We start from the raw sequence: 20,510 nt of genomic DNA, 5'->3' as shown, positions 1-20,510 counted from the left end.
CGGTCCGGCGCACGGCACCGAAAAGCGGCTCGGGGCGGTGCCGGGATGCCGGCGTGCGCCGCCGGCCGGGGAATACCAGGAAACCACCGACCCCTACGGAAAGACCGGAGGCATGAGTTGACGGACAAGAAGCAGCAGCAACGGGAAGCCCACTACGCGGCCGATCCGGCCGGCGGTCCGCTCACCACGGACCAGGGCGTCACCGTCGACCACACCGACGATTCCCTCCAGGCCGGTGAACGCGGTCCCACGCTGATGGAGGACTTCCATTTCCGGGAGAAGCTCACCCGCTTCGACCATGAGCGCATCCCGGAACGGGTGGTGCACGCCCGGGGCGCCGGCGCGTACGGCTACTTCGTGCCGTACGAGTCCTGCGCGTCGTTCACCAGGGCGGCCTTCCTCCAGGACCCCTCGGTGCAGACGCCGGTGTTCGTGCGGTTCTCGACGGTGCAGGGGCCGCGCGGGTCCGCCGACACGGTGCGCGACGTCCGCGGTTTCGCGACGAAGTTCTACACCTCTGAGGGGAACTACGACCTGGTCGGGAACAACTTCCCGGTGTTCTTCATCCAGGACGGCATCAAATTCCCGGATTTCGTGCACGCGGTGAAAATGGAGCCGCACAACGAGATCCCCACCGGCGCCTCCGCGCATGACACGTTGTGGGACTTCGTGTCGTTGCAGCCCGAGACGCTGCACACCATCATGTGGCTGATGTCGGACCGGGCCATCCCCCGCAGTTACCGCATGATGCAGGGATTCGGCGTCCATACCTTCCGCTTCGTCAACGCCGAGGGCAAGGGCACGTTCGTCAAATTCCACTGGAAGCCGAAGCTCGGCGTGCACTCGCTGATCTGGGACGAGGCGCAGGAAACGATGGGCCGCGACCCGGACTACAACCGCCGCGACCTGTGGGAGGCCATCGAGGCCGGCGACTATCCGGAATACGAGCTGGGTGTGCAGCTGGTGCCGGAGGAGGACGAGCACTCCTTCGACTTCGATCTGCTGGACGCCACGAAGATCATTCCGGAGGAGCTGGTGCCGGTGCAGCCCATCGGCCGGATGGTCCTCAACCGCAACCCCGACAACTTCTTCGCGGAGACCGAGCAGGTCGCCTTCCACACCGCCAACGTCGTGCCGGGCATCGACTTCACCAACGACCCGCTGCTCCAGGCACGCAACTTCTCCTACCTGGACACCCAGCTCATCCGGCTGGGCGGGCCCAACTTCCCACAGATCCCGGTCAACCGGCCGGTGGCGCCGGTCCGCAACAACCAGCGCGACGGCTACCACCAGGGCGAGATCCACCGGGGCACCAGCTACTCCCCCAACTCCCTGGGCGGCGGCTGCCCGGCGCTGGCCGATCCCTCGGACCCGGCGTTCCGGCACCTGACGGAGCGGGTCGACGGGCAGAAGATCCGCAAGCGCAGCCCCAGCTTCACCGACCACTACACCCAGCCGGCGCTGTTCTGGCACAGCATGGCCGACTGGGAGCAGCAGCACATCGTGGAGGCGTTCCGCTTCGAGCTGGGCAAGGTCAACTCCATGGAGGTGCGCGAGCGCACCGTCGGGGAGCTGGCGAAGGTCGACCACGGCCTGGCCAAGGCCGTCGCGGAGGGCATCGGGGTCGCCGAACCGCCCAACTCCGCCGACGTCCCGCGCCCCACGCCGTCGCCGGCGCTGAGCATGGAGAACAACAAGGGCGACGGTTCGATCCGCACCCGGCAGATCGCGCTGCTGGTGACGGACGGGGTGAACGCGGCGCAGATCTCGGCCGTCAAGGAGGCGCTGGGCGGCCAGGGGGCCATCGTGGAGGCGCTGGCGCCGAAGGACGGCGAGGTCTCCGGCGGTTCCGGGAACGTCGCAGCGGACCGCGCGCTGCCGACCGTCGCGTCCGTGCTGTACGACGCGGTCATCGTCCCGGACGGCGGCCTGGGCGCGGCGGACTCGGCGGCGGACGGGATGGCCCGCCGGTTCGTGCTGGACGCCTACCGGCACGGTAAGCCGGTCGCCGGGCTGGGCAGCGGGGTGGAGGTCCTGCGCACGGTGCTGCCGGACGCCATCCGCACCGCGTCCGGCGGGGGCGAACCGGTCGCCGACCAGGGCGTCGTCACCGCCGGGGACACCAGTGACGGCTTCATCAGCGCGTTCGTGGAGGCCACCGCGCAGCACCGGCACCGCAACCGTCCGCTGCCCAGGCTCTGACCTTCAGGGCGCGCGGCGCGGCGCACCTGGCGCGCACAGGACTCCCCGAGAGTGGCCGGGCCACCCTCGGGGAGTCCGTGTGCCTGGTGCGGGGGCGGCCCGTGCGGAACGTGCCGCACGGGCGGCCAGGTGCCCGGGAGTAGGTAGCCGACTGGCCCGCCGCCCCTGACCGACCCTGGACCCTGGCCCGCCGGAGCACAAGGCGCCATGCCCCGCACTACTCCGACGGACCAACGCACACCGCCTGGGGCGCGGCTTCCTTGACGCGGGTGGTGATCCACTTGATCTGGGTGAGGGTCTCGTCGTGGCAGGCGGTGCCCTGGTCGAGGAGTTCCCGGTCGCGCAGTGCCTGGGCGACCTGGCCGAGGACGACCCACTGGATGCCGGCTGCCTGGGCCTTCTCGTGCAGCAGGCACAGGTCGTGCAGGAGGGCGATGCCCGGGGACGGGCGGTCGCCGCGGACCTCGGCGGCGGTGTGCTTGAGGGCGTCCCGGACGGCCGCAAGGGGTTCGGCGGCGGCGGTCGGGGCGTGCAGGCGGACGCCGAAGCGCTCGCCCCAGGCACGGATGCGTTCGGCGTGCCGGTCGCACTGCTCGGCGAGCGTCAGCGCCGGGTAGTGGGTGCCCGGGTCCGCCGACTGGCGTTCGGCGACGGACCGGTAGGTCTTGGCCAACTCCGTTTCGGCGTCGTGGAGTTGGCGGAGCACCACGCCGGTATGGGTCATTGTCGCTCCTCGGACGGGTCGGCGGGGTCGTCGGTGGCGGCCAGGGCGGGTTCGCTGACGACGACGGGCCGGCCGCCCGCCTCGGCGTCGGCGAGCTTGGTCAGCCGGACCGGGGTCACCTTGTAGACGGGCTGCTTGGAGACCGGGTCCCATTCGGTGCGGGTCAGTTCGTTGGCGGCGCGGTTGTGCCGGTCGGGGTCGGTCTGGTCGAAGTAGCCGTAGTGGAACGGTGCGAACACCACGCCGGGGCGGCTTCCGCACAGCACGGCGGGCGCCTCGATCTCGCCGCGGCGGGAGGAGACCCGGACGAGGTCGCCCTCGGCGATATCGCGGGTGTGGGCGTCGTCGGGGTGCAGCTCCACCCACATCTCCGGTGCGGCGTCGTTGAGTTCGGGGACGCGGGCGGTCTTGGTACGGGTGTGCCAGTGGTAGACGCCGCGTCCCGTGGTCAGGTACAGCGGGTAGGTCTCGTCCGCCGGTTCATGCGGCGGGAGGTAGTGGGCGGCCTTGATGACGGCCCGTCCGGCGGGGTCGTTCTCCTGGTATTCGCCGGCCTCGCGCTGGGCGCCGGTGGTCAGGTCGTGGCCGTAGTCCTCGCAGTGGCCGGCGGCGGTGGGGAAGACGTGGTCGGTGTAGAGCCGCTCGGTGCCGTCGGGCGCGGTCGCGGTGCACGGCCACTGGATGCCGCCGCTGCCGCGCAGCCGTTCGTAGGTCAGACCGGACTGGTCGCAGGGGCGGCCCCTGGTCAGCTCGATGAAGTCGTTCCAGGCGTCCTCGGGCTGGTGCCAGGGCAGCAGCGGTTTGCCGTCCCGGTCGGTCAGGTGCATCCGGTGGGCGTAGTCGAGGAGGACCGCGAAGTCGCTGCGGGCGTCGCCGGGCGGTTCGACGGCCTTGTGGGAGAGGTGGACGGTGCGGTCGGCGTTGGTGAAGCAGCCGGTCTTCTCGCCCCACATGGCGGCCGGCAGCACCACGTCGGCCAGGGCGGTGGTCTCCGTGGGAAAGGCGTCGGAGACGACGAGGAAGAGCTGTTCCGAGCCGAGGGTGGCGCGGATCCGGCGGAGTTCGGGGAGGGAGACGGCGGGGTTGGTGCCGGTGATCCAGAGGAACTTGATGGTGCCTTCCGCGCACTGGCGGAAGATCTCCAGGGCGTGGGTGGGCGGCGACCAGTGCGGGATGCGCTGCTCGTCGACGTTCCAGTGCTCAGCCAGTCGCCGTACGTGGATGTCGTTCTGCCAGTTGAGGTAGGCGGGCAGGGAGCCGTTGGCGCCGGTCTCGCGGGTGTTCTCGGCGGTGGGCTGGCCGTTCATCTGGAAGACCGTGGCGCCGGGCCGGCCGATCATGCCGCGGACGAGGTGCAGGTTGTTGACCTGCACGGCGGCGGCGGTGGCCTGATGGGACTGGTAGACGCCCTGGAGGACGGTGGAGACCAGCCGGTGGGACTCGCCGAGGAGTTGCGCGGCCCGCCGGATGAGGCGGGCGGGGACGCCGCAGATCTCCGCGGCGTGCTCGGCGGGGTAGTCGGCGACGGTGCGGGCCAGGTCCTCGAAGCCGGTGGTGTGCGCGTCCAGGAACGCCCGGTCGATCCGGTCGTTGGTGATCAGTTCCTGCAGCAGCGCGTTGAGCAGGGCGACGTTGGTGCCCGGGCGGATGGGGAGGTGGACGTCGGCGGCCCGGGCGGTCGCGGTCAGGCGCGGGTCGACGACGATCAGCCGGGGGCGGTCGGGGCCGTGCAGCCGGTCCAGCATCCGGGCCCACAGCACGGTCTGGGTCTCGGCGACGTTGTGGCCGACGAGGAACAGCGTGTCGCAGTGGTCGATGTCGGTGTATGAGCCGGGGTCCCCGTCGCTGCCGAAGCTCTCGATCAGCGCCCATTCGGCGGTGGCGGTGCACAGCCGGGTGTTGCCGTCCAGGTGCGGGGTGCCGATACCGCCGCGGGCGATCCGTGCCTGGGCGTAGTACTCCTCGGCGAAGAGCTGGCCGCTGGTGTAGAACGCCATGGCCAGCGGGCCGTGCTCGGCCAGGACCGCGCGGGAGCGGTCGGTCACGGCCGTCATGGCGGTGTCCCAGTCGACCCGGCGCAGGGTGCCGTCGACCCGCAGCTGGGGGTGGCGCAGCCGGTCGCGGGACTGCCCGGCCTGCCAGCCGAACAGGCCCTTCGGGCCGAGCCGGCCGTGGTTGACGCGGTCCTCGGCCCGGCCGCGTACACCGACGATACGGCCGTCGGCGACCGCGATGTCCAGTCCGCAGCCGTTGGAGCACAGCACGCAGGCGGACGGTACCCAGCGTTCGACGTGGTCCTGCGGGATGGCCAGGCATTCGTCCACGCGCAGCGGCCAGGTGCCGCCGGCGGGGAAGGGGGTGCGTTTGCCCCAGACGTCGCTGATCCGGTCAGCCATCGGATGTTCCCTTCCGTACCGTGAGCCGGGCCGGCCGCGCGGTGCCGCCGCGCGGGCCCGGCACCGTGGGGGAACGTGCCCCCGGTGTCCCGGTCCACACGCCGAGCTGATGCCCCGTCAGGCAACGGGGTCGCGGCGGCGCGGTCAGCCCGCCACGATCACGGCGTAGGCGATGAAGAAGGCCACGCAGAGGACGACCACGATGCCGATGACCACGGTCGGGCCCTTGGACCAGCCTCCCTTCGCCTTGTGCCGCGGGCCGGTCTCGGTGCCGGTGCCGGATTCCGCCGGTGGCGTCTCCCCCGGCGGTACGCCACCGCCCGGCTCCAGGCCCGGGGTCTTCCGGGGATCCGGATCAGGGCTGTGTCCGCTCATTCGGGCCGCCTCCCCAAATCGTCCGTTTCGCCACGGAGCCGCGACCGGCCGCGGATCCGCCTCGCCGCGACAACGCATACCCGGGTCCGGCCCGGGCACGCGGCGGGTGAGCTGGTGTGCAAGGCCCGTGGGGCACGGGGCTTGCGGCGGCTGCTGGGGCGCGCGCCCCTGGCGAACTGTCCACCACCTCTCACTGTCGCCGGGGGGCGGGACATGGGCAACCGTTGCCACGCCGGGTGGCCCCGCGGACGCGTTGCGTGTCGCCGCCGGGCCGCCGTGCCGGTGCGGCCGGACGGCGACCGGGATGCGGAGGCCGCGACGGGCTCGCAGCCTGGAAGTCCGGGCCCAGGCCGCGCCGCGGGCAGCCGCGCCTGCCAGGCACCCACGAGCGCGGCCGCACGTCACCGTGCGCGGCAGGGCCTCAGCAGACCCACCAGGAGATCAGTGGAGCTACGAGAGGAGTCCGGTATGGCAGCCGAGAACGCGGGCCCGAGCGACCCGACCACCAAGCACCCCCGCCCGGAGTTCCCGCAGCAGGACCAGCCGCACCCCGGCTGGACCGGCCCGATGGACCCGCCCCCCGACCACGGCGAGGACTCGTACGAGGGCAGCGGTCTGCTCACCGACCGCCTGACCGTCATCACCGGTGGCGACTCCGGTATCGGCCGGGCCGTCGCGCTGGCGTTCGCACGGGAGGGCGCCGATGTCGTCTTCACCTACTTGCGGGAAGAGGAGAAGGAGGCGGAGGAGACCAGCCGGCTGGTGCGGGAGGCCGGGCGGACACCGGTCGCGGTGTCCTGCGACGTGCGCGAGGAAGCGCAGTGCCGGTCACTGATCGAGCGCGCGGTCCAGGAACGCGGGCGGATCGATGTGCTGGTGAACAACGCGGCGTTCCAGATGTCGCAGCCGGACGGCATCCAGGCCATCACCACCGAGCAGTTCGACCGGGTGGTGCGCACCAACCTCTACGCGATGTTCTGGCTGTCCAAGATGGCGCTGCCGCACATCCCCAAGGGCGGCTCGATCATCAACTCCACATCGGTGCAGGCGTACAAGCCCAGTCCGCATCTGCTGGACTACGCGATGACCAAGGGCGGCATCGTCACGTTCACACAGGGGCTCGCGCAGATGGTGGCCGAGCAGGGGATCCGGGTCAACGCGGTGGCGCCGGGTCCGGTGTGGACGCCGCTGATCCCGGCGACGCTGCCGGACACCGAGAACTTCGGCAAGCAGGCCCCGCTCGGGCGCCCGGCGCAGCCCGCCGAACTCGCGCCCGCGTATGTCTTCCTCGCCTCCGACCGGGCGAGCTACATCACCGCCGAGATCGTCAACGCGACGGGCGGCACGCCGCTGCCGTAACCCCGCTGCCGTGCCTGGGCCGTGCTCGGGCACGGCCCAACGGCCGTTATCCCTCGGCCTGTTGCTGGGTCAGGCTCCACGCGTACTGGAGCCAGTCCGCGAGGGTGACGGCCGTGAGGCCGCCGGCGACCAGCCGGGTGGCCCGCGGCGCCACCGCGTAGCCGCAGAACAGCGCCCCGCCCACCCACGGCGCCAGGCAGAACGGGCAGGCCAGCAGTTCGCCGGCGGCCAGGCGCAGGCCGTGGCCGCGCGGTTCGTCCATCACCTCGCTGGCGCTGATGGCTTCCTTGCGGCGGGTGAAGGGGGCGCGCAGGAAGCTGGTGATCCGGTCCTTGGCCAGGGTCCGGGACGCCTTGTAGGCGGCGGTGCCGAGCAGGAGCAGCTCCCAGGGCGGGAGCCGGTCCGGCAGCGGGCGCCGGGTCGCGCGGACGCCCGCCGCGAACAGGCCGAGGCCCCCGGCGTAGCAGGCGGCGAGCGTCGCGTAGCCCCCGAGCGGGATCTCCTCGCCGCCGCGGTAGGCCGCGGCGAGTCCGGTGCCCGCCGGCGGCCCGTCCGGCGCCGGGCCGGTCACGACGGTTTGAGCGGGTCGTGGCCGATGTCCATCAGGCCGTGCCGCCAGTCGGTGCCGCCGGCGGTCGGTTCGCCGTCGGGGCCGTGCTGGGACCGGACGATCTCGCAGACCCGGCTCATCACCTCGGCGTCGTCGTCGGTGAGGTCGGTGCGGCGTTTGCCGAGGATCTCCAGGACCCGGCGGCCGCGCGGCCCGCCCGCTCGATCGGGGACCTCCTCGCTCTCCTCGTCCGCCGCCTGGGTGCTCAGCCACTCCTGGAGCTCCCGGGACGTCATGTTGACGGCCTTGTGGAACTCGTCCCAGAGTTCGTCACTCACCTTGCCGGATACCGCCACGTCTACTCTCCCTGCGTTCTGCTCGGACTTCCCTGTGTACGGGCGTTACGGGTGGTCGGGGCGCTGCTCCTCGGGCACGCCGCCGCCGCGGCCGCCGCCCTTGGCGCCCTTGTCGCTGCCGTGTGCCTTGCGGCTGCCGCCGGGGCCGACCGCGCGGTCGGATCCTGCCTTGTTCTCGGCGGCGTCCTGGACGGTGGCGCCCTTCTTGCTGCGGCGCACCGAGGGCTGCTGGGGGTTCTTCGACATCGTTCACACGCTCCTCGGCTTCGTGTTTCCGGGGTCGGGCCGGGCCGCCTCCGCTGTGCTCGGACGGACGTGTCGGCCCTGTTCGGCTGTGGGGCGCCGGCGTCAGGCGATGTGGTGCCGGCGGCCGGACACGTAGTCGCGTACCCGATCGACGAGGCCGACACCCGGCGCCAGCAGTTTGTTGGCCGGCGGGGTGTCGGGGGCCGAGGGGTGCGGGCGGGTCGGGGCCAGCTTCTTGGCGCGCCGGATCTTGTCGCCCAGCTCGGCCAGGACCGCGGGCGAGCAGGCGTCGGCCAGCTGCGGGAACAGGCGGTTCTCCTCGTCCTGGACGTGTGCCTGGACGCTGGTCTTCAGGGTGGCGATCTGCTGGTCGAAGCGGTCGTCGGTGGGCTCCAGGGACTCCAGGGCCTTCAGCAGCCGCTCGACCTCGGCGTGGTCGCGGATCTCCTTGTCGGCCAGGGTGCGGCCGCCCTCCACGTGCTCACGTACCGCCGGGTAGAGGTACTGCTCCTCGGCCACGGAGTGCCGGACCAGTTCCACGGTGATCCGGTCGGCCAGCTCGCGGCGCCGCTTCGATCCCACCGGCTGCGCCATGAGCTCGTCGAAGAGCTTATTCACCTCATCGTGGTCCGCCGTCAGCTCTGCGATGACATTTCCGCCGTGTCCCATGTGCGGGGCTCCTTCGCTTGGCGTGAGTGGCGCGATCGGGCCGCGGGCTGATCTGCCCGGCCGCTGCCTGGGCGGGTGCCGTCGTCGGCGGTGGCGCGGTAGTTGCCACACGCGGGCCCCGCCCCCGTCGTCCAGTATCACGCGCACCCGCGGGGGCCGCCCGGCGAGACCGGCGGCGCCCGGCGCCCGGACTGGCGGTGGCGGGCGGTCGTACGACGCTGGGAGGAGCGCCCGGCGGTTCCCCGGGCGGCAGGCGAGCGACGGCGGCGGAGGAGTTGGGGCATGACGGTCCAGGTCATCGAGGGTTCCGGTACGGCCGTCTGCGCGGCGTCCTGCTACGCGCTCTACGAGGGCGGGCAGTTCAACGAGCACCGCGATCCGGCCCGGCGGGTGCTGGTCGCCGACGAGGCGGTACCGGACCTGGCCGCGCACGGTTTCGGCGGCGGCGCGGCGTCGCTGGTGAACCTCACCGGGCTGGCGGTGGTGCTCTACACCGAGCCGGGCTTCCGGGGCGAGAGCCTGATGTTCGGTCCGCTGCTCGCGCCGGGCGAACTGGCCGGGTACCGCACGGCGTCCGGTGCGGGCTGGGACCGCTGCGTCCGGTCCGTCGAGGTCGTCCGGGCCGACCGCACCGGCCGGCGCCCCGGCCTGGTCGGCGAGGACGCCGGCGGGTGAGCCTGGGCACGCCGCTGAGCTGGGCAAACGGCGTTGCCGGCGGTCGGCGGGCGGTATGTCGGGTGCCTGGGGAAACCACCCGACCGGACGAGTCCGCCTCGCTGCGCCCAGTCACCGCCAGGACGCTGTTCGAGGGGCACCGGCCGCCGGAACGGCCGCGCCGGACGGCCCCGAACCAGTGCTGAGGAGGCGATCGGCATGGCACAACCGCACAGGTGGCAGCGCGCCGTGGTGACCGGCGGGGCGGGTTTCGTCGGTTCGCATCTGTGCACCGCCCTGCTCGCCGAGGGCGCGTCGGTGGTCTGCGTGGACGACTTCAGCACCGGCAGACCGGAGAACGTGGCGCCGCTGCGCGACCACCCGGGCTTCCGCCTGGTGGAGGCCGATGTGGCCGAGCCGTTCGAGGTGGGTGAACCGCCCGACCTGGTCCTGCACTTCGCCTCCCCCGCGTCGCCCGCCGACTACCTGCGGCTGCCGCTGCACACGCTGGACACCGGCAGTCTCGGCACCCGCAACGCCCTGTGGCTGGCGCGGGAGAGCGGCGCCCGCTTCCTGCTGGCGTCCACCTCGGAGGTGTACGGCGACCCGCAGCGGCATCCGCAGAGCGAGGACTACTGGGGCAATGTGAACCCGGTCGGCCCGCGCAGCGTCTACGACGAGGCCAAGCGGTTCGGTGAGGCGCTGACCTCCGCCGAGGCGAACGCGCACGGCACCAACACCGGCATCGTGCGGCTGTTCAACACCTACGGCCCGGGGATGCGGGGCCACGACGGGCGCGCGGTGCCGACGTTCATCCGCCAGGCACTGGCCGGCGATCCGCTGACGGTGACCGGCGACGGCCGCCAGACCCGTTCGCTGTGCTACGTGGACGACACCGTGCGCGGCATCCTGGCCATGGCCGCGTCCGATCTGCGCGGACCGGTCAACCTCGGCAACCCCGACGAGCTGAGCATGCTCGAACTCGCCCACCTGGTCATCGAGTTGGCGGATTCGCGGTCCACGGTGCGGTTCATCGAGCGGCCCACCGACGATCCGGCGGTGCGCTGCCCCGACATCACCCTGGCCCGCGACAAGCTCCAGTGGGAGCCGCGGGTGGCCGCCCGGGACGGGCTGGCCCGCACCATCGCCTGGTTCCGCGACCACCCCGGCACCTGAGCCGGCGTTCGCGCACGAGCCCGCACGCGCCCCTCGGACGAAAGGCCGACCCGACGCCATGCGCATTCTGGGAATCAACGCACTGTTCCACGACCCGGCCGCGGCGCTGGTCATCGACGGTACGACGGTGGCCGCCGCGGAGGAGGAGCGCTTCTCGCGGCGGAAGCACGGCAAGCGGCCGGTGCCGTTCTCGGCCTGGGAGCTGCCGGAGCAGGCCGCCCGCTGGTGCCTGTCCCGGGCCGGGCTGCGGATCGAGGACATCGACGCGGTCGCGTACTCCTTCGATCCCCAACTCGCCAAGCCCGCCGACCTGATGGGCCTGGACGACCCGTGGGACCACCTGCGGCTGACCTACGCCCGCCAGGCACCCGGCTTCCTGGCCGCCGCGCTGCCCGGACTGGACCCCGAGCGGGTGCGGTTCGTCCCGCACCACATGGCGCACGCCGCGTCCGCCGCGTTCGCCGCGCCGGCCGCCGACACCTCCTCGGTGCTGGTCTTCGACGGCCGCGGCGAGGCGACCTCCCATCTGGCCGCGCGGCGGGTGCAGGGCAAGCTGGAGCCGCTGTGCGGCCAGGAACTCCCGCACTCGCTGGGCCTGGTGTACGAGGAGCTGACCGAGCACCTGGGGTTCCTGCGCTCCTCGGACGAGTTCAAGGTGATGGCGCTGGCGTCGTACGGGCGGCCGCGGATGCTGACCGAACTGCGCCGCCATGTCCATCCGACGACGGACGGCGGTTTCCACGCCACCGGTGTGCCCTGGCACGAGTTCTGCGCGCCCCGCCGGCCGGACGAGGAGTGGACGCAGGACCACGCGGACCTGGCGGCCAGCGCCCAGGCATGCCTGGAGGAGACCCTGCTGGAGCTGGTGCGCTGGCTGCACGGCCGCACCCATGACAGCACCCTGACGCTGGCCGGCGGGGTGGCGCTGAACTGCGTGGCCAACGCCCGGATCGCCCGCGAGGGCCCGTTCAGCCGGGTCTGGGTGCAGCCGGCCGCCGGGGACGCCGGTACGGCGCTGGGTTCCGCGCTGCTGGTCAGCGCCGACCAGGGCGACGAGCCGCTGCCGATGCCCGGCGCGGATCTCGGCCGGGACTGGACGGACCGGGAGCTGGAGGACTGGCTGCGCACCGCGGCCGTACCGTACGAGCGGCCGCCGGACATCGCGGCCACCGTGGCCCGGGCACTGGCCGACGACGCGATCGTGGCGTGGTTCCAGGGCCGGTCGGAGTACGGGCCGCGGGCGCTGGGGCACCGCTCGCTGCTGGCGCACCCCGGGCACTCGCGGAATCTGGAACGGCTCAACGACGTCAAGGGCCGCGAGCAGTTCCGGCCGGTGGCCCCGATGGTGCTCGCGGACCGCGCCGGGCAGATCTTCGACGGCCAACTCCCCAGCCCCTACATGCTGTTCGTGCACGAGGTGGCGCCGGAGTGGCGGGACCGCATCCCGGCCGTCGTCCACGTGGACGGCACCGCCCGCATCCAGACCGTCGATCCGGCGGACGAGCCGCTGGTGGCCCGGATGCTGACCGAGTTCGAACGGCTCACCGGTCTGCCGGTGGTGGTCAACACCAGTCTCAACACGGCGGGCCGGCCGATGGTGGACGATCCCCGGGACGCGCTGGAGTGCTTCGGTTCGACGCCGGTGGATCTGCTGGCCCTGGGCCCGTTCGCGATCCGCCGCCCGGACGCCTTCGCCGGCGGGCGAGCGGCCGGCGGCGGGCGGGAGGTGGCCCGATGACGAAGCGGCCGGCCGGCCGGAACCGCGTTCCGGCCCCCGCGTACGCCGTGGTCATCCCGACGCTCGGCCGGCCCAGTCTGACCGCGTGCCTGGCGGCGCTCGCCCAGGCGCGCGGCCCGGCGCCCCACCGGATCGTGCTGGTGGACGACCGGCCGCTCACCGACTGCGCCCCGCTGCCGGTGGAGATCCCGGCGACGCTGCGGGACCGCACCGAGACCGTGCACGGATACGGGGACGGTCCGGCGGCGGCGCGCAATGCCGGGTGGCGGGCGGTGGACGGCGTCCCGTGGGTGGTCTTCCTCGATGACGATGTCGTTCCGGGGCCGCGCTGGGCGGAGGATCTGGCGGACGATCTGCGGGCGGCGACCGCGCGGACGGCGGGGGTGGCCGCGCGGATCAGCGTGCCGCTGCCGGCGGGCCGGGAGCCCACGGACTGGGAGCGCAACACCGCCGGACTGGCCACCGCCAAGTGGATCACCGCGGATATGGCGTTCCGGCGCGCGGCGCTGGCCGATGTGGGCGGTTTCGACGAGCGGTTCCGCCGGGCGTTCCGGGAGGACGCGGACCTCGCGCTGCGGCTGCTGGACGCCGGCTGGGAGCTGGCCCAGGGCCGCCGCCGGACCACCCATCCGGTGCGGCCCGCCGACCGCTGGGTCTCGGTGCGGCTCCAGGCAGGCAACGCCGACGATGTGCTGATGAACCGGCTGCACGGGCGCGGCTGGTGGCGCCGGGCCCAGGCGCCCAGGGGCCGCCTGCCCGGGCATCTGGCGGTGACCGCGGCGGCCGGCGGGGCGCTGGTGTGCGCCGCGCTGGGCCGGCGCCGGGCCGCGCTGGGGCTGGCCGCCGGCTGGCTGGCCGGCACCGCGGAGTTCGCCTGGGCGCGGATCGCGCCCGGCCCCCGCACCCGGGACGAGGTGGCGACCATGGCGCTGACCAGCGCGCTGATCCCGCCGGTGGCGACCGCGCACTGGCTGCGCGGGCTGGTCCGGCACCGGGGCGTGGCGCCGGCGGCGGTGCCGGCCGGCCCGGTGCCGGTGGCCGCCGGTCCCCGGCCGGCCCGGGAGCGGATATGACCGTGCGGGCGGTGCGGCGGTCCGGCGACCCGTGGCTCTACGGCCGCGGGCCGGCCGGTGGTGCGCCCGGCCCGCTCGCGGCGGTGCTCTTCGACCGCGACGGGACGCTGGTGGCGGACGTGCCCTACAACGGCGACCCGCGGCTGGTGGCGCCGATGCCCGGGGCGCGCGCGGCGCTGGCCGCGGTCCGGGCGGCGGGCCTGGCGGTGGGGGTGGTGACCAACCAGTCCGGGGTGGCCCGCGGACTGCTGACCCGCGCGCAGGTGGAGGCCGTGCACCGCCGGGTCGCGGAGCTGCTGGGCCCGTTCGATGTCTGGGCGGTGTGCCCGCACGGCCCGGCGGACGGCTGCGGCTGCCGCAAACCGGCCCCCGGTCTGGTCCTGGCCGCCTGCGGCCGGCTGGGCATCCCGCCGGCGCGGGCGGCGGTGGTCGGCGACATCGGCAGCGATCTGGCGGCGGCCCGGGCGGCCGGGGCGCGGGCGGTGCTCGTACCGACGCCGGTGACCCGTCCTGAGGAGATCGCCGCCGCACCGCACCGGGCGGACGATCTGCTGGGCGCGGTACGGCAGTTGCTGGCCCGCCGCCCCGCGGAGGAGGCCGCCGGATGACCGCCCTGCCGCGCACTCTCGTGGTCCGCCTGGACAGCGCGGGCGATGTCCTGCTGGCCGGCCCGGCGGTCCGGGCGGTCGCGGCGGGCTCGTCGCACACCGCGCTGCTGTGCGGGCCGCTGGGCGAGGCCGCCGCGCGGCTGCTGCCCGGGGTGGACGAGATCCTGGTGCACGACGCGCCATGGGTCGGGCTGCGGCCGCCGCCGGTGGACCGGGGCGGCACCGAGGAGTTGGTGGGGCGGCTGGCGGCGGGCCGGTTCGACCGGGCGCTGATCCTCACCTCGTTCCACCAGAGCCCGCTGCCGGCCGCGCTGCTGCTGAAGCTGGCCGGGGACATCTGGACGGCGGCGGACTGCGTGGACTATCCGGGCGCCCTGCTGGACCTGCGGCACCGGCGCGCCCCGGACCGCCACGAGGCGGAGGCGGCCCTGGACCTGGCCCGGGCGGCGGGGTTCGGCCTGCCGCCGGGGGACGACGGGCGGCTGCGGGTGCTGCCGCCGCCGGACACCAGCGAACTGACCGGCGGCGAGCCGTACGTGGTGCTGCATCCGGGGGCGGCGGTGCCGGCCCGGGCATGGAGCGCGCGGCGGGCGGCCCGGGCCGCGGCGGCGCTGGCGGCCGCCGGGCACCGGGTGGTGGTCACCGGCGGGCCGGCCGAGCGGGAGCTGACCGCCGAGGTGGCCGGCGGGCACGGGCTGGACCTCGGCGGGCGGACCGATCTGCGCCGGCTCGCCGGTGTCCTGGCGGGCGCCCGGGCCGCCGTGGTCGGCAACACCGGGCCGGCGCATCTGGCCGCCGCGGTGGGCACCCCGGTCGCCTCCGTCTTCGCGCCGGTCGTCCCGGCCGGCCGCTGGGCCCCGTACGGAGTGCCGCATGTGGTGCTCGGCGATCAGCGGGCGCCGTGCGCGGACAGCCGGGCGCGGCAGTGCCCGGTGCCTGGACACCCCTGCCTGGACGGCATTGCGGACGCCGAAGTGCTCGCCGCTGTCGCAGAGTTGACGAGCCATCAGCTGCCATCCGCCGGACCGGCCCGCCCCGGGGGACACCGCCGGCCGCCCCCGGCCGGCGCCGCGGAACTGCCCACCGACGACAGAGGGGCGACGGTATGAACATCCTGCTGTGGCACGTACACGGCTCCTGGACGACGGCGTTCGTCCAGGGTCCGCACACCTACCTGGTGCCGGTCACCCCGGACCGGGGGCCGGACGGGCGCGGCCGGGCCCGGACGTTCGCCTGGCCGGACTCGGTGCGCGAGCGGACGCCGGAGGAGCTGCGCCGGGCCCCGGTCGACCTGGTCGTCCTGCAGCGGCCGCACGAGGCGGAGCTGGCCGAGCGCTGGCTCGGCGGCCGCCGCCCGGGCCGCGACATCCCGGCCGTCTACCTGGAGCACAACGCCCCGGACGGCGCCGTGCCCGACACCCGCCACCCGTGCGCGGACCGGCGCGACCTGGTGCTGGTGCACGTCACCCACTTCAACCGGCTGTTCTGGGACAGCGGCACCACCCGCACCGAGGTGATCGAGCACGGCATCGTCGACCCGGGCCACCGCTACACCGGCAGCCTGGCGCGGGCCGCGGTGGTGGTCAACGAGCCGCTGCGGCGCGGCCGTACGGTCGGCACGGACCTGCTGCCGGCGCTCGCCGAGGCGGCGCCGCTGGACGTGTTCGGGATGCGCACCGAGGGACTGGCCGACCGGCTCGGCCTGTCCGCGCGGGCCTGCCGGACCGCCGATCTGCCGCAGCGGGACCTGCACGAGGCGATGGCGCAGCGCCGGGTCTATCTGCACCCGGTGCGCTGGACGTCGCTGGGGCTGTCCCTGCTGGAGGCGATGCACCTGGGCATGCCGGTGGTGGCGCTGGCCACGACGGAGGCCGCGGAGGCGGTGCCGCCGGGCTGCGGAGTGCTCTCCAACCGGCCCGAGGTGCTGGCCGGGGCGCTGCGCAGATATCTCGCCGAGCCGGACGCCGCGGCCGAGGACGGGGGCCGGGCCCGCCAGGCGGCGCTCGGCCGGTACGGGCTCAAGCGCTTTCTCGCCGACTGGGAGTCCCTGATCACGGAGGTAGCCGCATGACCGCCCACCAGCCCGCGCCCCGGCTGTCCATCGCGCTCGTCTCGGAGCACGCGAGTCCGCTCGCGGTCCTGGGCGGGGTGGACGCCGGCGGCCAGAACGTCCATGTCGCCCGGCTCGCCGGCGCGCTGGCCGACCGCGGCCACCGGGTCGTGGTCTACACCCGGCGCGACGCACCGGATCCGCCCGACGAGGTGCCGCTGCGCCGCGGCGTGACCGTACGGCACGTCAGCGCGGGGCCGCCGCGCCACATACCGAAGGACGAACTGCTGCCGCACATGGCGGAGTTCGCCCGGGAGCTGGCCGAGGACTGGCGGCGCCGCCCGCCGGACGTGGCGCATTCGCACTTCTGGATGTCGGGCCTGGCCACGCTGGGCGCGGCCCGCGAGCACGAGCTGCCGCTGGCGCACACGTACCACGCGCTGGGCAGCGTCAAGCGCCGCCACCAGAAGGGCGACGACACCTCGCCGCCCAGCCGGATCGCGACCGAGGTCGACATCGGGACCGGCTGCGGGCAGGTGATCGCCACCTGCCGGGACGAGGTCACCGAGCTGCGGCGGATGGGCATCCCGCCGCGCAAGGTCAGCGTGGTGCCGTGCGGGGTGGACCCGTCGGTCTTCACCCCGGAAGGCCCGGTCGCGCCGCGCGACGACGCCCATCCGATGCTGCTCCAGCTGGGGCGGCTGGTGCCGCGCAAGGGCGCGGCGGTCTCGATCGCGGCGCTGGCCCGGCTGCCGGAGGCGCGGCTGGTGATCGCCGGCGGTCCGCCGCCGGACCGGCTCGACGCCGACCCGGAGGTCCGGCGGCTGCGGGCGGTGGCCGAAGCGGCCGGGGTCGCCGATCGGGTGCGCTTCACCGGCGGGGTGCCCACCGGTGACGTGCCGGCGCTGCTGCGCGCCGCCGACGTGGTGCTGTGCCCGGCGGACTACGAGCCGTTCGGCATCGTGCCGCTGGAGGCGATGGCCTGCGGCCGGCCGGTGGTGGCCACCGCGGTCGGCGGGCAGCTGGACACCGTCGTGGACACCGTGACCGGCCGGCTGGTGCCGCCCGGTGACCCGGAGGCGCTGGCCGACGCGGTGGCCGGGCTCCTGGCCGATCCGGCGTACCGGGCCGCCTGCGGGGCCGAGGGCCGCCGGCGGGTGCTGGCCCGCTACGGCTGGGACACCGTCGCCGAGGCCACCGAATCCGTCTACCGGGCGCTGCTCGCCCCGCGTCCGACCGTACCGGAGGCAGCCTGACGCTACGTCACATACCGGCCCGCGTACGGCAGTTGATCGCGCGGCCGGGCCCCGACCCCGCACGGAAGGGACGCGCCTGATGAGCCATTCCCTGGAGAGCGCACACCAGCACTGCCAGTCACTGCACGAGGCCCTGGGCGAGCTGCGGCGCACCGGCCTGCCCCAGCTGGCCCGCTGGGCAGCGCGCCTGCACGAGGTGCTGCCCCTGGGGGGCCGCCTGCTGGCGGCGGGCAACGGGGGCAGCGCCGCACAGGCCCAGCACCTGACGTCCGAACTCGTCGGCCGCTACCGGCAGGACCGGCCCGCCTACTCCGCGGTGGCCCTGCACGCGGAGACCTCCGCGGTGACCGCGATCGGCAACGACTACGGCTTCGACCAGGTCTTCGCCCGCCAGGTCGCGGCCCACGGGCGGCCCGGCGACATCCTGATGCTGCTGTCCACCTCGGGCCGCAGCCCCAATCTGCTGGCCGCCGCCGAGACCGCGGCCCGGACCGGGCTGCGGGTGTGGGCGATGACCGGGCCCCGGCCCAACCCGCTGGCCGACGCCGCCGACGAGGCGCTGTGCATCGCCTCCCGCTCCACCGCCACCGTCCAGGAGGCCCATCTGATCGCGCTGCACATCCTCTGCGAGAACTTCGACGCCGCCGGCCCGCTGGGCCCGGTCGTCCCGGACCGCATCCCGGTCGACCTGGAGGACGCCACATGACCCGCATCCGCTGCCCCTTCCCGGCCCGCCGCCCCGGGCCGCCGCACACCGCCCGGAGCCGGTCGTGAGCGCCGGCAACCGGCCGCTGGTCGTCGTCGGCGACGTCCTGCTGGACCGGGACCTGGAAGGCGAGTCCACCCGGCTCGCACCGGACGCACCGGCCCCCGTGGTCGATGTGGTGCGGGACCACACCCGGCCCGGCGGCGCGGGCCTGGCCGCCGTGCTCGCGGCCCGGACCGGCCGGGAGGTGACGCTGGTGGCCGCCCTCGGCCAGGACCGGGCGAGCCAGGAGGCGCGCCGGGCCCTGGACGGCGCGGTGCGGCTGGTGGAACTGCCGCTGGACGGGACCCTGCCCGAGAAGACCCGGGTGCTGGCCGGTGGCCGGGCGGTGGTGCGCTACGACCGCGGCGGCGGCCGGCCCGGGGAGCCCGGCCCGGAGGTGCGGGCCGCGCTCGCCGACGCCGGTGCGGTGCTGGTCGCCGACTACGGACGCGGCGGCGCGGGCGCGGTGCGCCGCTTCCTGGCCGAGGCCGCCCACCGGGTGCCGCTGGTCTGGGACCCGCACCCCAGGGGCGAACGCCCGGTCGCCGGCGCGCGGTTGGTGACGCCCAACGGGTCCGAGGCCCGCGCGCTGACCGCGCAGGACGGCCGCACCCTGCGCGCCGACGCGCTGCGCGCGATGCGGCTGGCCGCCCGCTGGCGCGCCGCCGCGGTCGCCGTGACGCTGGGCGCGCGCGGCGCGCTGCTGGCCCGGGCCGGCGGCGACTCGCCGATGATGGTGCCCGCGCCGTATAGGGCGGACGGCGATCCGTGCGGCGCCGGCGACTGCTTCGCGGCGACCGCGGCCGGGGCGCTGGCGGACGGCGCGCTGCCCGAGGAGGCCGTGCAGCTGGCGGTGGCCGAGGCGGCGGCGTTCGTCGCGGCCGGCGGCGCGGGCAGCCGGGCGCTGTGGGACGGCGCGGACCGGCCGGTGCCCGCCGGGCCGGCCGCGGTCCGGGACACCGACCCCTTCGCGCTGGCCCGCGCGGTCCGCGCCCGGGGCGGGGTGGTGGTCGCCGCGGGCGGCTGCTTCGACCTGCTGCACGCCGGCCATGTGGGCCTGCTGGAGAGCGCCCGGCGGATCGGCGACTGCCTCATCGTCTGCCTGAACTCCGACGCCTCGGTCAGCCGCCTCAAGGGGCCGGGCCGTCCGCTGACCCGGATCGAGGACCGGATCCGGGTGCTGGCGGGCCTGGGCTGCGTGGACGCGGTCGCGGTGTTCGAGGAGAACTCCCCGGTGCGGCTGCTGCGCCGGCTCCGCCCCGATATCTGGGTCAAGGGCGGCGACTACACCGTGGACACCCTGCCGGAGGCCACCGCGCTCCAGGAGTGGGGCGGCCAGGCGCTGGTCCTGCCGTATCTCGACGGGCATTCGACGACGACGCTGGCCCGGCGCGCGGCCCGGACCGCCGCCGTCCGGCGGGACTCCGACCCGTGAGCGCGCGGCCGGCTCCCCGGGTGGGCGTCGTGGTGATCACCCGCGACCGCCGCCGGAGCCTGCTGCGCACCGTGGACGCGCTGGTGCGGCTCCCCGAGCGGCCGCCGGTGGTCGTCGTGGACAACGGCTCGTCGGACGGAACCGCCGCCGCGGTCCGCGCCCGCCACCCCGGCGTACGGGTCCTGTCGCCGGGCCGCAACCTGGGGGCGGTGGGCCGCACCTACGGGGCGGCGGCGCTGGACACCCCGTATGTCGCCTTCAGCGACGACGACTCCTGGTGGGAGCCGGGGGCGCTGGCCCGCGCGGCGGAGCTGTTCGACGCCCATCCGCGGCTCGGGCTGGTGGCGGCCAGTACGCTCGTCGGCCCGTCCGGTGCGCCGGACCCGCTCAACGCCGAGCTGGCCCACTCCCCGCTGGGCCGGGAGCCCGGCCTGCCCGGCCCCTCGGTGCTGGGTTTCCTGGCCTGCGCGGCGGTGCTGCGGCGGCGGGCGTTCCTGGCGGTCGGCGGTTTCCACCCCGTGCTGCACTTCGGGGCGGAGGAGTCGCTGCTGGCCATGGACCTGGTGGCGGCGGGCTGGGCGGTGGTGCACTGCGCGGAGCTGATCGCCCGCCATGACCCGGAGTCCGGGACGGACCGGCCGCGCCCGGGACGGACCGTCCGGACCCGCCGCAACGCGCTGCTCACCGCCTGGCTGCGGCGGCCGGTGAACGCCGCCCTGGCGCAGACCGCGCGGCTGGCGTACGAGGGCGTGGGCGACGCCGATTCCCGCCGCGCGCTGGCGGAGGCGGCCCGCCGGCTGCCGGCCGCGCTGGCCCGCCGCCGCCGCCTCCCGCCCCATGTCGAGCGGCGGGTCCGCGTCCTCGAACGCCCACCAACTCCCCCGTAACGCAATCC

The 20,510-nt window shown here is 74.9% G+C and carries 20 protein-coding genes; 13 read left to right on the top strand and 7 right to left on the bottom strand.

Annotated elements, in window-relative coordinates; genetic code table 11:
• The first annotated feature begins 117 nt into the window (after nt 1-117).
• Complete coding sequence (locus tag ADL22_RS23635) at nt 118-2,202, top strand: catalase (protein WP_234430824.1); 2,085 nt, start codon at nt 118-120, stop codon at nt 2,200-2,202.
• Between the two features lie 217 nt (nt 2,203-2,419).
• Here ADL22_RS23635 and ADL22_RS23630 read toward each other — a convergent pair whose 3' ends face one another.
• From ADL22_RS23630 to ADL22_RS23620, 3 genes are all read right to left on the bottom strand, one after another.
• On the bottom strand, nt 2,420-2,926 hold the full coding sequence (locus ADL22_RS23630; RefSeq protein WP_066983269.1) for a hypothetical protein: 507 nt from the start codon (nt 2,924-2,926) through the stop codon (nt 2,420-2,422).
• Entirely contained in the window at nt 2,923-5,322 is a 2,400-nt protein-coding gene (locus tag ADL22_RS23625) for a molybdopterin oxidoreductase family protein (RefSeq protein ID WP_066983266.1), read from the bottom strand. Before ADL22_RS23625 ends, ADL22_RS23630 begins: the two co-directional genes overlap by 4 nt.
• A 144-nt stretch (nt 5,323-5,466) precedes the next feature.
• A complete protein-coding gene (locus tag ADL22_RS23620; protein ID WP_066983264.1) occupies nt 5,467-5,697 on the bottom strand; it encodes a DUF6480 family protein in 231 nt (76 codons plus the stop codon).
• Between the two features lie 468 nt (nt 5,698-6,165).
• Between ADL22_RS23620 and ADL22_RS23615 the strand changes: the two genes are divergently transcribed.
• The gene (locus ADL22_RS23615; protein ID WP_066983261.1) at nt 6,166-7,056 is read left to right on the top strand and encodes an SDR family oxidoreductase; all 891 of its coding nucleotides are present in this window, start codon (nt 6,166-6,168) and stop codon (nt 7,054-7,056) included.
• Nucleotides 7,057-7,102: 46 nt separating this feature from the next.
• Here the strand turns inward: ADL22_RS23615 and ADL22_RS23610 are convergent, their stop codons facing one another.
• From ADL22_RS23610 to ADL22_RS23595, 4 genes are all read right to left on the bottom strand, one after another.
• Nucleotides 7,103-7,627: a DUF1360 domain-containing protein gene (locus tag ADL22_RS23610; RefSeq protein WP_079064373.1), complete on the bottom strand. Its 525-nt coding sequence runs from the start codon at nt 7,625-7,627 to the stop codon at nt 7,103-7,105.
• Nucleotides 7,624-7,944, bottom strand: a complete 321-nt coding sequence (locus ADL22_RS23605) for a DUF3140 domain-containing protein (protein ID WP_420711594.1) — start codon at nt 7,942-7,944, stop codon at nt 7,624-7,626. The genes ADL22_RS23610 and ADL22_RS23605 overlap by 4 nt, the downstream gene beginning before the upstream one ends.
• A gap of 63 nt (nt 7,945-8,007) precedes the next feature.
• A complete protein-coding gene (locus ADL22_RS23600; RefSeq protein WP_066983255.1) occupies nt 8,008-8,208 on the bottom strand; it encodes a hypothetical protein in 201 nt (66 codons plus the stop codon).
• A 102-nt stretch (nt 8,209-8,310) separates the two neighbouring features.
• The gene (locus tag ADL22_RS23595) at nt 8,311-8,877 is read right to left on the bottom strand and encodes a hemerythrin domain-containing protein (protein ID WP_066983252.1); all 567 of its coding nucleotides are present in this window, start codon (nt 8,875-8,877) and stop codon (nt 8,311-8,313) included.
• A 282-nt stretch (nt 8,878-9,159) separates the two neighbouring features.
• On the opposite strand from ADL22_RS23595, the gene ADL22_RS23590 reads away from it, so the two are divergent.
• The 11 genes from ADL22_RS23590 (at nt 9,160) to ADL22_RS23540 (ending at nt 20,502) form a co-directional block, all read left to right on the top strand.
• Nucleotides 9,160-9,552, top strand: a complete 393-nt coding sequence (locus ADL22_RS23590; RefSeq protein WP_066983249.1) for a hypothetical protein — start codon at nt 9,160-9,162, stop codon at nt 9,550-9,552.
• Between the two features lie 198 nt (nt 9,553-9,750).
• Nucleotides 9,751-10,707 carry a UDP-glucuronic acid decarboxylase family protein gene (locus ADL22_RS23585; RefSeq protein WP_066983246.1) on the top strand — a complete coding sequence of 319 codons (957 nt, stop codon included), beginning with the start codon at nt 9,751-9,753 and terminating at the stop codon, nt 10,705-10,707.
• A 58-nt stretch (nt 10,708-10,765) separates the two neighbouring features.
• Nucleotides 10,766-12,445, top strand: a complete 1,680-nt coding sequence (locus tag ADL22_RS23580; RefSeq protein ID WP_066983244.1) for a carbamoyltransferase — start codon at nt 10,766-10,768, stop codon at nt 12,443-12,445.
• Nucleotides 12,442-13,518, top strand: a complete 1,077-nt coding sequence (locus tag ADL22_RS23575) for a glycosyltransferase (RefSeq protein ID WP_066983240.1) — start codon at nt 12,442-12,444, stop codon at nt 13,516-13,518. The genes ADL22_RS23580 and ADL22_RS23575 overlap by 4 nt, the downstream gene beginning before the upstream one ends.
• The gene (locus ADL22_RS23570; RefSeq protein ID WP_079064372.1) at nt 13,515-14,126 is read left to right on the top strand and encodes a D-glycero-alpha-D-manno-heptose-1,7-bisphosphate 7-phosphatase; all 612 of its coding nucleotides are present in this window, start codon (nt 13,515-13,517) and stop codon (nt 14,124-14,126) included. The genes ADL22_RS23575 and ADL22_RS23570 overlap by 4 nt, the downstream gene beginning before the upstream one ends.
• Nucleotides 14,123-15,235, top strand: coding sequence for a glycosyltransferase family 9 protein (locus ADL22_RS23565; RefSeq protein ID WP_079064371.1), 1,113 nt, complete (start codon nt 14,123-14,125; stop codon nt 15,233-15,235). The genes ADL22_RS23570 and ADL22_RS23565 overlap by 4 nt, the downstream gene beginning before the upstream one ends.
• The gene (locus tag ADL22_RS23560) at nt 15,232-16,197 is read left to right on the top strand and encodes a glycosyltransferase (RefSeq protein ID WP_066983236.1); all 966 of its coding nucleotides are present in this window, start codon (nt 15,232-15,234) and stop codon (nt 16,195-16,197) included. The genes ADL22_RS23565 and ADL22_RS23560 overlap by 4 nt, the downstream gene beginning before the upstream one ends.
• A complete protein-coding gene (locus ADL22_RS23555; protein ID WP_066983233.1) occupies nt 16,194-17,432 on the top strand; it encodes a glycosyltransferase in 1,239 nt (412 codons plus the stop codon). The genes ADL22_RS23560 and ADL22_RS23555 overlap by 4 nt, the downstream gene beginning before the upstream one ends.
• Before the next feature lie 79 nt (nt 17,433-17,511).
• Nucleotides 17,512-18,138 carry a D-sedoheptulose-7-phosphate isomerase gene (locus ADL22_RS23550; protein WP_066983229.1) on the top strand — a complete coding sequence of 209 codons (627 nt, stop codon included), beginning with the start codon at nt 17,512-17,514 and terminating at the stop codon, nt 18,136-18,138.
• 64 nt (nt 18,139-18,202) lie between these two features.
• Nucleotides 18,203-19,615, top strand: a complete 1,413-nt coding sequence (locus tag ADL22_RS23545) for a PfkB family carbohydrate kinase (protein WP_066983226.1) — start codon at nt 18,203-18,205, stop codon at nt 19,613-19,615.
• Nucleotides 19,612-20,502, top strand: a complete 891-nt coding sequence (locus tag ADL22_RS23540; protein ID WP_066983223.1) for a glycosyltransferase family 2 protein — start codon at nt 19,612-19,614, stop codon at nt 20,500-20,502. Before ADL22_RS23545 ends, ADL22_RS23540 begins: the two co-directional genes overlap by 4 nt.
• Nucleotides 20,503-20,510 lie beyond the last annotated feature (8 nt).

This window comes from Streptomyces sp. NRRL F-4489 (assembly GCF_001509485.1).
Classification (GTDB): domain Bacteria; phylum Actinomycetota; class Actinomycetes; order Streptomycetales; family Streptomycetaceae; genus Streptomyces.
The sequence above is the reverse complement of the archived record's forward strand: the minus strand, read 5'-3'. Positions and strand labels throughout refer to the sequence as shown.

Coding starts and splice junctions, on each gene's coding strand:
- ADL22_RS23630 (WP_066983269.1), bottom strand. CDS start 2,926: ATGACCCATACCGGCGTGGTGCTCCGCCAACTCCACGACGCCGAAACG.
- ADL22_RS23625 (WP_066983266.1), bottom strand. CDS start 5,322: ATGGCTGACCGGATCAGCGACGTCTGGGGCAAACGCACCCCCTTCCCC.
- ADL22_RS23620 (WP_066983264.1), bottom strand. CDS start 5,697: ATGAGCGGACACAGCCCTGATCCGGATCCCCGGAAGACCCCGGGCCTG.
- ADL22_RS23615 (WP_066983261.1), top strand. CDS start 6,166: ATGGCAGCCGAGAACGCGGGCCCGAGCGACCCGACCACCAAGCACCCC.
- ADL22_RS23600 (WP_066983255.1), bottom strand. CDS start 8,208: ATGTCGAAGAACCCCCAGCAGCCCTCGGTGCGCCGCAGCAAGAAGGGC.
- ADL22_RS23595 (WP_066983252.1), bottom strand. CDS start 8,877: ATGGGACACGGCGGAAATGTCATCGCAGAGCTGACGGCGGACCACGAT.
- ADL22_RS23590 (WP_066983249.1), top strand. CDS start 9,160: ATGACGGTCCAGGTCATCGAGGGTTCCGGTACGGCCGTCTGCGCGGCG.
- ADL22_RS23585 (WP_066983246.1), top strand. CDS start 9,751: ATGGCACAACCGCACAGGTGGCAGCGCGCCGTGGTGACCGGCGGGGCG.
- ADL22_RS23580 (WP_066983244.1), top strand. CDS start 10,766: ATGCGCATTCTGGGAATCAACGCACTGTTCCACGACCCGGCCGCGGCG.
- ADL22_RS23575 (WP_066983240.1), top strand. CDS start 12,442: ATGACGAAGCGGCCGGCCGGCCGGAACCGCGTTCCGGCCCCCGCGTAC.
- ADL22_RS23570 (WP_079064372.1), top strand. CDS start 13,515: ATGACCGTGCGGGCGGTGCGGCGGTCCGGCGACCCGTGGCTCTACGGC.
- ADL22_RS23565 (WP_079064371.1), top strand. CDS start 14,123: ATGACCGCCCTGCCGCGCACTCTCGTGGTCCGCCTGGACAGCGCGGGC.
- ADL22_RS23560 (WP_066983236.1), top strand. CDS start 15,232: ATGAACATCCTGCTGTGGCACGTACACGGCTCCTGGACGACGGCGTTC.
- ADL22_RS23555 (WP_066983233.1), top strand. CDS start 16,194: ATGACCGCCCACCAGCCCGCGCCCCGGCTGTCCATCGCGCTCGTCTCG.
- ADL22_RS23550 (WP_066983229.1), top strand. CDS start 17,512: ATGAGCCATTCCCTGGAGAGCGCACACCAGCACTGCCAGTCACTGCAC.